Here is a 14,831-nt window from a genome sequence, read left to right on the forward strand (position 1 = left end):
CTAAATCTTACGGCTAGATCTGACTTTCCTCCTCTATGTGTCGCTTCAAGCATAATACGGCTTAGCATAAAAGGATTTCTTGCATATTCATCGTTTGAGATAAATTTAATGATTGTGTAGGCAAGTTCTGGATTATTAACTAGCTCGCTATGAGTTACGCTGAGTCCTTTAAATACTGGCTGGTAGATGGAGCTTGCGTCGTTGGCTAGCTCTTGTGAAAGATTGGCCATGGCTGTGGCACGTGAGACTACCGCATTGCTTTCTGATACCACATCTTGAACCTTAAGTTCCGCTTGGATATCCAGTTGACGCTGGGTGCGGTTTTCAGCGTAGACCTGAGCCTTGGGATCTAGTTTGCCCTTTAAATCTTTGCGCATATCCCTTACTTTGTCTAGTAAGGATTTTTTGGGAGACTCTTGTTCTGGTCCAGGACCAGAAGGACCAGTAACCGGAGTTCCCGGTTCTATCGAAGATACAGATGTTTCATCTGATGCCATCTAGCGTATTAGATTAAACCCTATAGTAAATTGCAAGTCTTTTGTCATGCTTATTTTTTAGTATACAGCAGGAGCTGGGGTTAAGACAATATTTACCCCACTCGCTTAAGGTTTAACCTTTCACTTCGTGCAGGGTTGCAGGGTTAGACCTTGTCTCGCTTGTGGTGGTGTAAATGGGAGGAGGTGTTTGAAAGATGCTTGGTTTACTCTATCTACGACCTTTTTAACAAGTTTTGGATTATGTCCTTCGGCTACTATTTTATCTGCTGATATTTTTTTGTCACAGTATAAATATATTATTGGGTCAGCGCTTTCATAAGAAAATCCTAATTCTTGCTCATCAGTTTGGCCCTCCCAGAGTTCAGCTGTGGGCTGGGCGTCTAGGATAGCTTTGGAAACATTAAGATACTTAGCTAGCTGCCTTACCTGTGTTTTATATAATCCAATAAGCGGCTCTAAATCTGAAGCTTCATCGCCGAAGCGTGTAAAGTAGCCAAGGTAGTACTCGCTCCTGTTCTCTGTTCCGCAAACCAATGCGTCGTTTTTCTTTGCATAATCATATAGGATTATCATCCTAACCCTCGCCATAATATTCCCCAACCTTAATTTACTACTTGCAGGGTTTGACCTTGTAGGTTTATTGAAGCTGTCAACTATGGGTTTAATATCTATACTGCTTACTGTTCCTTGTTTGCCATTATTGCCGTACGGCATGCTTATTACATGCACGTTTTGGGCTCCTAGAGCTTTTGTGGCCAGTGCTAATGCGGTAGCTGAGTCTATACCACCAGATACACCTACGACTACCCGTTTGAAGCCTTGACTCTTGAGAGTGTTTTTTATAAATTCTTCTATTTTTTTAGCTGTTTGTTGAGAGTTAAGATTTAACATGTCTAAATTATACATCGCCTCGCTCACTTAAGGCTTAACCTTACACTTTGTGTAGGGTTAAGCCTTGTTTCGCTCGAATCGTGATATTATTAAAATATGCAGCAACATCCAATTCCACGTAACGTAACATCGTTTCAGTTTAAGCTGGTTGGCGATATAACCTTGAAACAATTTGGTTATCTAGCTGCTGGGGCAGTTCTTGGATACATTGCGTTTAGAGCTATACCTGGACCAGGGGTGTTGAAGTTTATGGTTGGGATAATCATTGGGTCTAGTGGAGCTGCGTTTGCATTTGCTCCTATACAGGGAAGACCTTTAGATAAATGGTTAATGGCGTTTATTAAAAGTGTTACCACTCCCACCCAGTTTGGCTGGAAAAGGGGAAAATCACTACCAATGGTTATGGAGCCTAGTTTTAAATTCGGAACAACCAACATCTCATCAAAACAAAAAGTGAATTCTGTTACTGAGGAAGAGATGAAAAGCGTGGACACCAAGCTCAATGCTTACTTAGCAAACAAAAAACAACAACCCCATGAGCTTATTGATGACAACGAGAAAAAGGCGTTACACAAAACAAATACCGCGCTTAGTACTAAAACAACGGGCGCTATAATTAGCCACCAAGCTAACCTGGGTAGGCGAACACATTCCGACGCAATCCTAGACAACACAGTGATGAAGCCAGCTAGCCAATCTGTAAAAACCACCATTCGCTCTATTGAAGATATTTTACAAGAGAGAGTTGAGGCTCCGGCCGAAATGCCGGTTATTGAGGCTCCGGCCGAAATGCCGCCTCAAGAAATTCAGCCAACCGCGAATACTGAGGTTCGGGTATTGGAAACTAAAGCAGCTACGGGTATGGGCTTTGTTAACGCTCCCACTCAACTAAATGCACTTTCTGCTGTGATTCTAGATACTTCTGGAAAACCATTACCAGATATACTCGCCATAATTAAAAATGAGCACAAAATGATTGTGAGAGCTTTAAAATCCAACTCATTAGGACAGGTTGTTTCTCATACCCCATTAGCAAATGGAACTTATTACATTGAGTTGGAAGACCCAAAGAAAATGTTTGTCTTTGATATAATCAAAACAACGCTTAAAGGAGGAATGTTTCAACCGATTCAGATTGGGGCTAAATCTGTTGTCAATAAGCAACCTGTAGAACAGGATGTATCAAGTGTAATTAAGTCGAAATTATTTAGTAATTAAGAAATATGACTGCCCAAGTTAAAGGAACAACACAAAACTTTATTGAAATAGAAAATATTCGAGATGATATCGTAATTATGCGTGATGGCTCCGCTGCGCTAGTGATTGAAACCTCTGCGGTAAACTTTGGTCTCCTTTCTGAGCGAGAACAAGACGCTCTAATTTACTCGTTTGCAGCATTTATTAATTCTTTGTCTTTTCCTATTCAAATCTTAATTCATAGCCGCAAAATGGATATTAGTAATTATCTAAACCTGATTGCTGATCAAATAAAAAAACAAGAAATTGGTTTACTAAAAATACAGACACAGAAATATTATGAATTTATCCAGAACATTGTGCAAGATAATGAAGTTTTAGAAAAGCGCTTTTTTATTGTGGTTCCTTTTTCTGTATATGAATTAGGAATTAAAGGAGGGGTTTCTGGTTCTAAGGCCACAAAACTTCCGTACCCTATAGATTATATTGTGAAAAGAGCTAAAACAGCTCTACTACCTAAGCGTGACCATGTAATACGCCAGATTTCCAGACTGGGCCTGCGCGGCCAACAACTTAGCACCGAGCAGCTAATTGAGCTACACTATGCACTGTTCAACAAAGACACAAGTGAAGGCGAGAAAATAATAGATAGCGAACAATATACTCGTCCAATTATAACGGGACAATAATTTAAACATGTCTTTATTTAAGCGAAATAAAAAACAAATAAATCCTGCTACAGCAACAAACAAGGTCGTGACTAAGAAAGACAAGCAGTCGTCGCAAGATGTGGTTTTAAGCAGACAGCGCCAAAAATTTGCAGCTGGAACCTTGTCACTAAAAGATATAATCGCTCCATCAATTATTGAGGTAGACTTTGATAGTCTTCGGGTAAACAACTCACATTACCGCACCTTATTTGTAATTGGTTATCCGCGGTACGTGTCTTCTAATTGGCTAGAACCTCTAATATCGTTTGACCACTCATTAACAATCTCGATGTTTATTTATCCCCAGGATTCTGGGGCAATTTTAAAAGACCTAAAACATAAAATAGCCCAAATGGAGGCAACCGTAAATAACGACTTAAGGAGAGGTAGGGTTGTTGACCCATCGGTTCAGATTTCGTTAGACGACGCGATGTCTTTGCAGTCCGAATTAGCAAAGGGAGCAGAGCGCTTCTTCCAGTTTGGACTATACATAACCATCCCAGGAAAAAGCGTGGAAGAATTAAATCAGGTAACTAAACAGGTTGAGTCTTCCTTAGGAGCTCTATTAATTATCTCTAAACATGCAACCCTACAGATGGAGGAGGGTTTTAAGTCTACGTTGCCACTATTTAAAGATGAATTAGATATTAAGAGAAACATGGATACTACCTCGTTGGCAACCACGTTTCCTTTTTCGACAGCCTCTTTAACAGCAAATAGGGGAATTTTATATGGAATTAATGAGCACGATGGAAGCTTGGTAATATTTGACCGCTTTAGCTTAGAAAACGCGAACAGCGTTGTTCTGGCAAAGTCCGGTGCTGGTAAGTCGTTTCTTATAAAACTTGAGGCTGTGCGTTCGTTAATGTTTGGAACCGAAGTAATTGCTATTGATCCTGAGGGAGAATACGTTGCGCTTGCTCAAACATACGGAGGAAAAGTTGTGGAATTTAGCATGAACTCTCCGGTTAAGATAAATCCATTTGACCTGTCTCAAATTGTGACCGAGGGTGAAAATGAGTTGAGCCTAAAAATCCTGTCTATTCACGCGTTAATGCGCGTAATTATGGGTGATATTTCACCAGAAGAAGACGCCATACTAGATCGTGCTCTGGTGGAGACGTATCGTCAAAAAGGAATAACTTCTGACCCAGATACCCAGCGTAACGAGCCTCCTCTTATGGAGGATTTATATAAAGTTTTAATTGGAATGGAAGAGGATAAGGCAAGACTACTGGCCGATCGCTTGGAAAAGTTTATTAAAGGTTCGTTAACGGGTATATTTAACCAGCAGTCTAACTTAAACATAGATAACCCGTTAACAGTTTTTAATATTCGTGATTTACAGTCTGAGCTTAGGCCAATTGCGATGTTTATGATACTAGACTATGTCTGGACTAAAATTAAGAAAGAGCTTAAGAAGCGTATATTAATTATCGACGAAGCGTGGCATCTAATGCAATATAAAGACTCAGCTGCGTACATCTATGGAATCGCCAAGCGTTCAAGAAAGTATTATTTAGGCCTAACCACCATTACGCAGGATGTAGAAGATTTTCTGGCTACAGATCACGGTAAGGCTATTATCACCAATTCATCTATGCAGATTCTGTTAAAACAGTCTCCCGCGGCGGTAGATAAAATTTCGGAAGTGTTTTATTTATCAGGTGGAGAAAAAAATTTCTTGTTGTCCACCGATGTTGGGGAAGGCTTATTCTTTGCTGGTCAATCTCATGTTGCTATGAAAATTGTGGCCTCACCTGATGAATATGAACTAGTCACGACCAGTCCAAAAGATATTTTAGGTTAGAAAAATAACGGTGGATAATCAAGAACAACAGCCTCAAAAACGTTCTTTAATAGATGGATTATGGAGCACGGGGGTTAATATTAATCGTGGATTAAATGCAGCAAGAGCTATCCGCGCAACAAGTGTGACCGCTCGTGCTGTTCCTTTTTTGTTGTCTCCGGCAGGAATTGCGGTTGTGGTAGTTATAGTGGTTTTATTGTTACTAGTTATAATTCCTATGTTATTAATGTCTGGGTCTGCGGGAATAACTGGGGCGGGGCCATATGAATTACAACGGGGAGCTCTTTAGTCTTGTACTCTAACCGGCATAATGATGTGAAGATAGTCGTCTTTTCCAGATACGCGAAATACTCCTGGTTTTAAAGGACCACTTACTTCAAAAGCTAAATTTTTGCCATCAACCCCCTTAAGTAAGTCTAGCAAAAAGCGGTGGTTAAAAGCTATTTTTTGATCATCTCCTTCTTCTTCCACAAGCATGGAGCTGGTGTTTTTTCCTACTTGTGGAGAGTTGGCGCTAATATGAAGTTCGTTGTTTTCTATTTTTAAACGGATAATATTTGCGCTCTCTCTGGCAAATATTGAAGCGGTTCTTACTAGGCGTCCAAGCTCTTCTTTATCTATTAACACTCTCGTAGTATGAGATTGAGGAATTATTTGTTCAAAGTTAGGAAACTCACCCTCTATTAATTGAGAGCTAATGGTTGTGTCTTCCCAAGAGGCGGTAATAGATTTTTTATTTTTATCCAGTTCTAAAAATAATTCAGCCCCCTCGGGAATGATTCTTGCTATGTCTATAAAAAATCGCGCAGGAATAATTACTCTTTCTTCGTCAAATTTTAGTTTTTCTCCTTTTATTTGCTTAATAGACAGTCTAAATCCGTCGGTTGCTACAATTCTCTGTCCAAAATCTGTTTTTTCAATTAAAATACCGGTTAATACTACCCTTGCTTCGTCTGAAGCTGCAGAAAAAGCCACCTCTTCTGCGATTTCTTGAATTATTTTTCTTTCTACTCTACCCTTCTTCTCCCCTATTACCACAACGGGAAATTCATTGGCTTGTACCCCATTAAATTCTGCGCTTATTTTTTCTGATTTAATACTAAGGATATTGTCCTTAACAGATATGTCAACCTTACCGGCTGGTAGTTGATTTACAAGTGCAGACAGGTTTTTAAATGGTACACATATTTCACCTTCTTCGTCTACCTTTGCTCTGGTTTCTTTATATATTCCGATAGAAAGGTCTGTTGCTGAGAAGATAGCTTTTCCTTTTGTAAATTTTAGGTATATGTTTTGTAAGATTGGTAACTGTGGATTAGAAGGAACAAAACCAGAAACGGACTTCAAGGCGTTATTTAGGTTTTCTTGTAAGATGCTGGCTTTCATGTGTTTCATGGTTTACCCGTTGATATGTATTTTTTCTGTTAATAATACAAGAAGTAGTATTAGTAGACAGATGGGATAAGTTTATTAAATTGTAAGAGAGCTGTCAAGTACAATCTATAGTTAATGTGGTAGATGTGGAAAAACCCCCACATTTTATGTTGATAAATCAGTGGATAAAGTCGAGGCAATTGTGGATAAGTGGAGAAGTTAAACATTCTTTCCAGAAAGTAATTTTTTTATCTGCAGTATTTCCCCACTCCATCCAGGATCTTTCAACAACTTATGCACTACTTTATCCACACCGTGAATTATGGTCGTGTGGTCGCGCCCACCCAAGAATAAACCAATATCTTGAAACGACATCTTTAGTTCTTTGCGTAATAAATACATTAGTATTTGTCGAGGGGCGGCGATTGAACGAGTTCTCCTCTCCCCCTTTAGATCACTTAGAGTAATGTTGAACTGGTTTGAAACAAGTTTCATCGCGTCGCTAACAGTCGCGCGGGGTCTTGTGGAGTTGTTGTTTGAAGTTTTACCCAGAACACCTTCAGCGAATTCAATAGTTAAAGGTTTGTGATCAATCTCAGATTCGGTAAGCAAGCGAATTAGAGCTCCTTCAAGTCGGCGCGTATCGTCGATCTGCTCGGCGAGGTATTGAGCAACATCCATAGGAATAGACTTACCTCTTTGGCGCGCCTTGATTAAAACTATCGCCGAACGAAGCTCAAAATTAGGAGGAGAAATATCTATAATGAGTCCAGCCTCAAAACGACTACGCAAGCGGGCTTCTAGCTCAAATAATTCGTGTGGTGCCCGGTCTGAGGTTAAAACAATTTGTCCACCAGCCTTTTTTATACTCACGAATGTATGAAAAAATTCTTCTTGAACTTTAATTTTATCTTGTATAAATTGAATGTCATCAAGAAGTAAAAGCTGTGCTTGACGATACTTGCGTTTAAATGCATCTGTGGTGTTATTTTTTATAGCCTCAACAATACCATTTGTGAACTCTTCTCCCATGCAAGAAACAATCTTAACAGAAGAGTCTTGTTTTAATATTTCATGGCCAATTGAATGCATGAGGTGGGTTTTTCCAAAACCAACTCCACCCCATAAAAAAAGAGGATTATAGGTTTTACCGGGATTTTTAATAATTGCCATGGCGGCTGCATAGGCTAGTTGGTTTGAGCTGGATACTGCAAAGTTGTCAATGGTGTAAAGCGGGTCCAGACCCGCCGTATTAATTGTCGGGGTAAAAAGAGGACCAAGGTCGACTTCCTTACCATTAGCCTCTTGCCTAATATTAACCTGTATAGTGATTGGGAGTTTTAGTTTGTCTGAAAGGAGCTTGGTAATTATTGGGTTGAATTTCTGTTCCAAAAATTGCCGCTCAGCGTTGTTTCGGCAGGAAATTATTGCAAAACCATCGCTAATTTTTTCAAGTTGAGCTGACGAAAAAAAAGCTGAAAACTCAGGTTTTGATACCTCGAGTTCAACCTCGGCAAGCACCTCTTCCCATAACTGTTTTAAATCCATATTCATATGTTTCATGGTTTACTTATGTTTCATGGTTTACCTATGTTTCATAGTTTACTATTATTTTATCCACATATCCACATTAATGAAATTGTCTAGTTAAGATTAATTTAGACCTGAAATCGTAGGCAGTTTACCTATGTTAATAAAGTTTTCCACAATTGTCAACACTGGGACGGGGTCATGATATAATTGCCCACAATGGTTAAGCGGACATTTCAACCCAAAAAAAAGCGCAGAAGACGCGTACATGGTTTTTTGGCACGTCTTAGATCAATTGGTGGTATTAAGCTGCTGAAAAGACGAAGACTAAAGGGACGCAAAAATTTATCTATCTAATTTTTGTTGTGTTAAGCAAACAATATCGTATCCAACTCACCGAGCCCCTTTTTCAGAAATTTCAGCACAGTGGCAAGCGCTATCGCAGTGACAACCTAATGGCTCAAGTATTATTAAATGATAACGACTTAACTAAGTTTGGGGTGATCGTTCCTAAAAAACTGGACAAGCGATCAATAAAGCGTAACCAAACAAGGCGGTTGGTTTTTGAGGTTGTGCGTGGACTGCATTCTAGAGTCAAACCAGGAGAATTGGTACTAATAAAGGTTTTGAATTTGGCCATTACAAAAGAAGAGATTGAACAGTTATTGGTTAAAGCAGGGATTAGGTAAACTATGAAACAATTGATAAATGCGTAACATAGTGGTTCAGATCATAAAAGCATATCGTCATATGCCTTTTGCGCCTAAAGGCGCGTGTAGATTTATCCCTTCATGCTCAACATATTGTGAAGAATCAATACTGAGTCATGGTACAATTATTGGGTCGTTGCTGTGCATGAGGCGCGTTTTAAGATGTAATCCTATTCTTACAAAAGAATTAACGCACGACCCTATAGAATAATCGTATGATCGAGCCAACAATATTTAACCAACTAGTTATCTGGCCAATTGTCAACCTCTGGATGGCTGTTTTAAAGCCAATACAGAGCCTTGGAATTTCTGGAGCCATGGGTTTTTCCATAATTTTACTAACTATTGTTATCCGAATACTGCTATATCCTTTAAGTAAAAAACAACTTGCTTCGGCTCATAAAATGCAACTAATTAAGCCTGAGCTAGACACGCTTAAAGAAAAATACAAAGACAAAAAGAAACAACAAGAACAACAGCTTAAGCTGTTTAAGAAACATGGGATTAATCCTGCTGCCGGTTGTTTACCAACCATACTGCAGTTTCCAATATTAATTGGCTTGTACCGCGTGTTTTTACAGGTCTTAAACAATGGTGATTTTGAAGCTCTTGTTGGACAGATTAACAAGATAGTATATTTCCCTTTTCTTAAAATTATGGATTTGAACCCAGACTTTTTTGGAATTAGCTTGGGAATTAAACCCTCGGACTGGAAAGAGATGGGCATATGGCTTTTGGTGATCCCAGTAGTAACAGCGGGTCTTTCTTTTTACCAGACCCAGCTTATGACGGAAGGATCAGCTCCTATGGTTAAGAAAGAGGGCAAGGAGGAAGACTTTGGTACATCGATGCAGAAGCAGATGAAATTTATGTTTCCCTTGATGTTGGGCTGGATCTCTTATGCATTTCCACTCGGATTAACGCTGTATTGGAATACATTTGCAGCTTTTGGTATACTACAGCAGTTTCGCGTTAAGCGCGAATTTGCGGGGAAATAACATGGAAAAGAAAGTAAAAAAAATTACAGAAGAGTTGCTAAAAAATATGGGCTTCTCGGGAGAAGTGTCCGTTTCCAAGGAAGACAGTATTTTAAAAGTTAATCTGGAATCAGAAGACTCTGGTTTGCTTATAGGGAATCAAGGGGAAACACTGCATGCATTGCAGTTGGTGGTGGGATTAATATTAAACAATGGAAGCGAAAAGTGGCAGCAGGTACTACTCGACATTGGTGGATATAGAGTGCAAAGAGAAGATGTGTTGCGTCGCATGGTTGAGCGAGCAGCCAGAAGAGTGTCAGAATCGGGTCAAGACGAAGAATTACCTCCAATGCAGTCTTTTGAGAGGCGACTGGTTCATATGTTAGTGGAAAACTATCCAGAAATTACATCTGAATCAACGGGTGTCGGTCGTCACCGCCAGGTGATTGTAAAAGCTGTATAAATATTTAAGCAGCTATTTGGTTTTTGTAGGCTACTCAAGTTTTAGTAAATTTTTCTTTTCTTCAAAAATTATTTTGAATTTTTTGAAAAATTCCTCTCTTCCTAACAGATTAAAAGAAACCAGATATTCATGGGAAAAAACCACAGGGCAAGGGAACGTTTTACCTGCGATCTCTACGTCCAATGTATGAATATACCCCTTAATTCTACCACCAACACCACCTAGAAAAGTTTCTTTTCCATCCTCAATGGTTATATTAAGCTGTTCAGCCACATCCTCTCTAAAAACAGAAATAGTTGCTCCTGAATCTACTAGGCTAAAAATCCTTGTAGTGCGATTGTTTTTGGAAACAAAAAGATCAATTACGGGAAAAGAATCTCCTGTGGAATTTTTTCGATAGGGAAATGTTTTCATTCAGAAAGAATCAATATGTATGGTCCTTCATCTTTATACGGAACTTTAAAAGATGCAGCCGCTATTTTATCTTTGCCGATAGTTTTACCAGACACCAATGGAGAGATATCTTTGAGCGTATTTCCAACCGCAACAATACGATCTTTCTCAGGATCGATAGCTACCCATTTCCCTGCATATTTACTCATATTTTTAGTAGTAACGTTTATACTTTTCATACCGAGCTAATCTTAACAAAACTCAAGGGTGAAGTCAAACTTATGAGTGATTGTAAAACCTGCCTAATTATTCTATACTTAAAATATGCTTAAATCTGCCCAGAGGTGGCTCGTGGTCGCTGCTTTATTGTTTGTTTTAGTTGTGCTGTTTTCCTCTGTGGTTAACCCAAATATTGTATCCGCGGGCTGGAAAGAAGATCCAGTTGTTACAGAAGTTGGAAAAAGCGCAGAGCGCGCGCGCGAGCTTTTGTACTGGACAATGTCACATCCTGCCATAAACCGTTCCCAGGTGATTTCAGGACTCTGGGCGTTTTCAAGAAACGTGGTGTACGTTTTCTTTATTATTGTGATTGCAATGGGAGGACTTGGAATTGTTGTCTCCAGGAGGCAAGGTAAAACGGGGCCAATATTCTCAGGCATCTCTTCTCCATTTGCTGGTTTAACCGCGGGAACATTAATTATGAGAATTGCAGCCTTGTTGGTTTATGCCACTTTTTCCTATGTATTCGTGCTGGGTTTAATTGAGTTTGCACAAATTTTGCAAAACTTCTTTATTGAGAGGCTCGATGGTTGTAAGTTGTTCAATATTAATTTTGGTGAAGCCACAAAGTGTTTGCCTGATTCGCTTGCTCAATACCAAGAAACAGTTGCGAAAATGGAAAAAAACTATTCGGGTTTTGTTGGTTATAGTTTTTTTGACGCCAATGGTCGTAACTTGGAGATGATTAATACCTCGCTTTTCTATATTCGCTTAACCACAATGACCTACAACATAATGTCATACGTAATGATTTTAAGAGATGTAGTTTTATGGTTTTTAATGATCATAGCCCCCTTCTTGGCGCTGATGATGCCATTTACGTTCATTAGAAACGTTGGTTGGATCTGGATTGGAGTCTTTTTACAGTGGCTATTTTATGGTCCGCTATTTACATTATTTATTGGTTCGATTGTAAAGATATGGAGCCAAGGAATTCCGTATGGCTTTGATTTTTCACGTACACCCGCTGGTCTGACAGGTAATCCCGATGCTACAACTATTCAGCAAGCCTTACCTTTTGAAACCTCCATTAATATTCTCTGGGGAGGTCCAGCTCAAACCCTAGATCAACTTAATAGTGCTAATTATATAGACACATTTGCCGAATATGTGGTTTCAATTATTATGCTCTGGGTAGCAATTATGCTTCCTTGGTTATTGTTGCGTATATTTAGAGATTATTGTTGCGATATTCTTAAACAAAATCAAGGAACACTGAAAGCAATCTATGGCCAACTTAGAAGTAGCACAACACCTGGAAAACCACCAAGTACAGGAGACACATCCTCACCTACGGGTGCAGTAAAACAAGCAATGCGGTTGCCGTTTAGAAAAGTACAAGAAGAACAACTGTTTCATAGTTTACCTAGAAAATCTGAAGAATCAATCAAACGCTCAATATCTATAGAAAAAATGAGCAATATTAAAAAAATTCAAACCAATGAATTAAGTAAAAATCTAAACATCACGGTAAACAAACTACAAGATTTAGCACGGATCGAAACAAGTGAGTCATACCAGAAGAACGTGAGAGAGCAGCTAGATAGGATCGCTAATCCAGTAGCGGCTATTACATCACAAGAGCGACAGCAGTACTCACAGGTTAGAAATGAGTTAGTAACCCGAGCGAAACAAGGCGATGAAGCTGCATCGCGAATACTCCAGTCGGCTTCTAACCCTACAATTTCCGAGTTTGTGGTTGGAGCCGGAAAAGCAAGCGCGGAACAGCTTATAAGTGTTGCTCAAAAAGTTGGAGTAACAGAGCAACAGGTGCAGAAAGTTGCAGGAGTGTTGCCAACGATTTCAAATCTTCCACGTGCGCAGCAGATTTCCCATGTTGTGAAAACTTCAGAGCTCACACATAATCAGGTTCAAAATGTTGTGAACAATATTTCACAGAGACAGTCGAGCTTAAGTTCAACCCAAATAGACCAGATTTCTGAAAGTTCCCAAGTATCACATGAACAAGTGCAGAACGTGGCAAGTATGATATCGAGCACAAGCACACTTTCCTCTGTAGACCAGATTAAGAATATTGTAGAACAAACGAGCTTAAGCGAAGAGAAGTCGAGCGAAGTGACGCAGCTGATTAAAGAAACCCAGGCAAGTCTTACCCAGTCAGACTTTGAGAGCATATCTCAAGCAACTGGAGTGGCAGCGGAGCAAGTTAAACAAATTGCCTCTATCATGCCAAAGGTGAGAGAGCTGCAACAACAAGACCAATGGGTAAACCATGAAACAATAGAAAAGATAATTGAAGAGACGAGGGTAACCAAAGAACAAGCAGAAGAAATACTCGATTTACTAACTACTAGTAGAGGTAGGATTGAGTTGGCGCGAATCCCACACGAATTACCAGCCGCAATATCTGTAAGCCAAATTAAGAAAGCGGCAGAAGTAGCTAAAGTAACAGAAACTCAGGTTGGTCAAGTCGTAAGAATGCTTCCAACAATTGCGAGCATGTCTCCTATTAAGCAGATTGAGCAGATAGCGCAAGAAGTAGATCTTTCACAGGAACAAGCGGCGCAGATTGTTGATACATTAGTGATATCCAAACCAGTGGATATGGATCAAGAAGAAAAATCAGAGCGCGTATCGGTTGATGACTATGAAGAAGTTAAGAGCATGTGGTTGAATCACTATCGCAATTCCAGTGTTCCATTATCAGGAAAGATTAAATCTAGAGCAGACTGGATTAATGAAGACTCTGTTCGAATTACTAACGCGTTGAATCTTCTACAGTCAGATAAACCAGAGATGAAGGAAGAAGGGTTAAGTGAGGTTGAAAAAATTCTACCATTCTTATTACTTGGAGGGTTTAATAACGATGAGACTGTGGTATATATGAAAGCTAAGCTTGAAGCAGCAAAGACCGTAATTGAAGAAGTTAACAGCGAAGCTCAAAAAACAGCAGCGATAGCTAATGAAGAAGAGAAAGTCTTTGTAGAGACAGGAGAAGTACAAGAGGAATTAGCTAAAACTCTGAAACATACTAAGGAGCGTAAACTAGAAGTGAACATTCCAATAGAAACTCCTATGGCTCCAGTTGTTAACCTTGACCCAGTGCTACAGAAGCTTGATCTAACTCTTCAGAAGCTACATGATATTGCTCAGCTTGAAACAGATCTAGCTAAACGACGCGAGGTTGAAGAACAGATGGAGGAGTTGAATATTCCGCACGTTCAGAAGGATTTTGAGCAGGTTAAAGCACAAGTACGTAAAGTTACAGATGACGACCTGGAAGATGTAAAAAATCTCTGGATTAGATACTACCGTGAAGCACCAATTCCACAAGACCAAGGATTTATGGATCGCTTAAGCTGGATAAAATCAGAGATCTCTGAACTAAGAATAGTGACGCAGATGTTGCAGGCGGGTACGCAAGAACAGTACGCACAAGCACAAGAGCAATATGGTCAGTATCTGCAGTTTGTGATGCTTGGGGAGTTTGCGCTGGGTGATATTACCAGTTATCTTGAAGTAAGGCTTAGTGCTGGGGAGTTTGTAGCAAAGGAACAGGAGATGGGTGGGGGCGGAGATGTTTTTCAAGGACAAGTTCAGGAGTTAGTGGAAAAAGTTGAGAGTGAGCCCACGGACGGGATTGAACCGTCGACCTCAGTCTTACCAAGACTGCGCTCTACCAACTGAGCTACATGGGCATATAATATTCATATATATATTTTAGCAGAGATTTTTTGTTAAGTTAACCTAGTGGTAAAATATCGGTTATTGCTGGGGTGGCGGAGTGGTCAATCGCACGAGACTGTAAATCTCGCGCCCGTACGGGCTACGGAGGTTCAAATCCTTCCCCCAGCACATCAGTTGTGTTAAAATTACAAGTCTATGGCGAGAAAAGGACCAAGACAATTAGTGGGATTGGTGTGTAAAGACTGTAATAGCCAGAATTATATTACCGAGCGTAATCGGGCAAATACAGAAGAAAAGCTAGATGGTATAAAGAAGTTTTGTGCTAAATGTAATAAGAATACAGAACACAAAG

Annotated in this window: 17 protein-coding genes and 2 tRNA genes; 11 read left to right on the forward strand and 8 right to left on the reverse strand. The window is 39.7% G+C overall.

Annotated features, from left to right (window positions below):
- Positions 1–497 (reverse strand): hypothetical protein (locus CO050_00005; GenBank protein PJC32402.1); only part of this gene is annotated, 497 nt, incomplete at its 3' end.
- Positions 498–617: 120 nt separating this feature from the next.
- On the reverse strand, positions 618–1,403 hold the full coding sequence (locus tag CO050_00010) for an NAD(+) synthetase (protein PJC32403.1): 786 nt from the start codon (positions 1,401–1,403) through the stop codon (positions 618–620).
- A gap of 81 nt (positions 1,404–1,484) precedes the next feature.
- On the opposite strand from CO050_00010, the gene CO050_00015 reads away from it, so the two are divergent.
- Genes CO050_00015 through CO050_00030 form a run of 4 tightly spaced genes read left to right on the forward strand, consistent with a single transcriptional unit; the run spans position 1,485 to position 5,394 of the window.
- Positions 1,485–2,606, forward strand: coding sequence for a hypothetical protein (locus CO050_00015; protein ID PJC32404.1), 1,122 nt, complete (start codon positions 1,485–1,487; stop codon positions 2,604–2,606).
- A gap of 5 nt (positions 2,607–2,611) precedes the next feature.
- Positions 2,612–3,274 carry a hypothetical protein gene (locus tag CO050_00020; protein PJC32405.1) on the forward strand — a complete coding sequence of 221 codons (663 nt, stop codon included), beginning with the start codon at positions 2,612–2,614 and terminating at the stop codon, positions 3,272–3,274.
- Between the two features lie 7 nt (positions 3,275–3,281).
- Positions 3,282–5,105: a hypothetical protein gene (locus CO050_00025; protein PJC32406.1), complete on the forward strand. Its 1,824-nt coding sequence runs from the start codon at positions 3,282–3,284 to the stop codon at positions 5,103–5,105.
- Between the two features lie 10 nt (positions 5,106–5,115).
- On the forward strand, positions 5,116–5,394 hold the full coding sequence (locus CO050_00030; GenBank protein ID PJC32407.1) for a hypothetical protein: 279 nt from the start codon (positions 5,116–5,118) through the stop codon (positions 5,392–5,394).
- Here the strand turns inward: CO050_00030 and dnaN are convergent.
- Both dnaN and dnaA read right to left on the reverse strand, forming a co-directional pair.
- Positions 5,391–6,500, reverse strand: coding sequence for a DNA polymerase III subunit beta (gene dnaN, locus CO050_00035; GenBank protein ID PJC32408.1), 1,110 nt, complete (start codon positions 6,498–6,500; stop codon positions 5,391–5,393). The two genes, CO050_00030 and dnaN, sit on opposite strands and share 4 nt — an antisense overlap.
- Before the next feature lie 198 nt (positions 6,501–6,698).
- Positions 6,699–8,042, reverse strand: coding sequence for a chromosomal replication initiator protein DnaA (gene dnaA / locus CO050_00040; GenBank protein PJC32409.1), 1,344 nt, complete (start codon positions 8,040–8,042; stop codon positions 6,699–6,701).
- Between the two features lie 186 nt (positions 8,043–8,228).
- On the opposite strand from dnaA, the gene CO050_00045 reads away from it, so the two are divergent.
- The 5 genes from CO050_00045 to CO050_00065 are packed head-to-tail and all read left to right on the forward strand — an operon-like array spanning position 8,229 to position 10,159.
- Positions 8,229–8,366, forward strand: a complete 138-nt coding sequence (locus tag CO050_00045; protein PJC32410.1) for a 50S ribosomal protein L34 — start codon at positions 8,229–8,231, stop codon at positions 8,364–8,366.
- Entirely contained in the window at positions 8,357–8,698 is a 342-nt protein-coding gene (locus CO050_00050; protein ID PJC32411.1) for a hypothetical protein, read from the forward strand. The genes CO050_00045 and CO050_00050 overlap by 10 nt, the downstream gene beginning before the upstream one ends.
- Before the next feature lie 19 nt (positions 8,699–8,717).
- Positions 8,718–8,930 carry a membrane protein insertion efficiency factor YidD gene (locus CO050_00055; GenBank protein ID PJC32412.1) on the forward strand — a complete coding sequence of 71 codons (213 nt, stop codon included), beginning with the start codon at positions 8,718–8,720 and terminating at the stop codon, positions 8,928–8,930.
- 4 nt (positions 8,931–8,934) lie between these two features.
- Complete coding sequence (locus tag CO050_00060) at positions 8,935–9,717, forward strand: hypothetical protein (protein ID PJC32413.1); 783 nt, start codon at positions 8,935–8,937, stop codon at positions 9,715–9,717.
- Position 9,718: 1 nt separating this feature from the next.
- Complete coding sequence (locus tag CO050_00065; protein PJC32414.1) at positions 9,719–10,159, forward strand: hypothetical protein; 441 nt, start codon at positions 9,719–9,721, stop codon at positions 10,157–10,159.
- A gap of 30 nt (positions 10,160–10,189) precedes the next feature.
- Here the strand turns inward: CO050_00065 and CO050_00070 are convergent, their stop codons facing one another.
- The 4 genes from CO050_00070 to CO050_00085 all read right to left on the reverse strand — a co-directional run bounded on the left by CO050_00070 (position 10,190) and on the right by CO050_00085 (position 14,490).
- Positions 10,190–10,573: a hypothetical protein gene (locus CO050_00070; protein PJC32415.1), complete on the reverse strand. Its 384-nt coding sequence runs from the start codon at positions 10,571–10,573 to the stop codon at positions 10,190–10,192.
- Entirely contained in the window at positions 10,570–10,791 is a 222-nt protein-coding gene (locus CO050_00075) for a hypothetical protein (GenBank protein PJC32416.1), read from the reverse strand. Before CO050_00075 ends, CO050_00070 begins: the two co-directional genes overlap by 4 nt.
- 78 nt (positions 10,792–10,869) lie before the next feature.
- Positions 10,870–11,211, reverse strand: a complete 342-nt coding sequence (locus CO050_00080; protein PJC32417.1) for a hypothetical protein — start codon at positions 11,209–11,211, stop codon at positions 10,870–10,872.
- Between the two features lie 3,206 nt (positions 11,212–14,417).
- Positions 14,418–14,490 (reverse strand) — tRNA-Thr (locus CO050_00085).
- Between the two features lie 72 nt (positions 14,491–14,562).
- Between CO050_00085 and CO050_00090 the strand changes: the two genes are divergently transcribed.
- Together CO050_00090 and rpmG are read left to right on the forward strand one after the other, a co-directional pair.
- Positions 14,563–14,647: transfer RNA gene (locus CO050_00090), tRNA-Tyr, on the forward strand.
- 27 nt (positions 14,648–14,674) lie between these two features.
- On the forward strand, positions 14,675–14,831 hold a 157-nt coding region (rpmG, locus tag CO050_00095), incomplete at its 3' end, for a 50S ribosomal protein L33 (protein PJC32418.1).

This window comes from Candidatus Roizmanbacteria bacterium CG_4_9_14_0_2_um_filter_38_17 (assembly GCA_002788855.1).
Classification (GTDB): Bacteria; Patescibacteriota; Microgenomatia.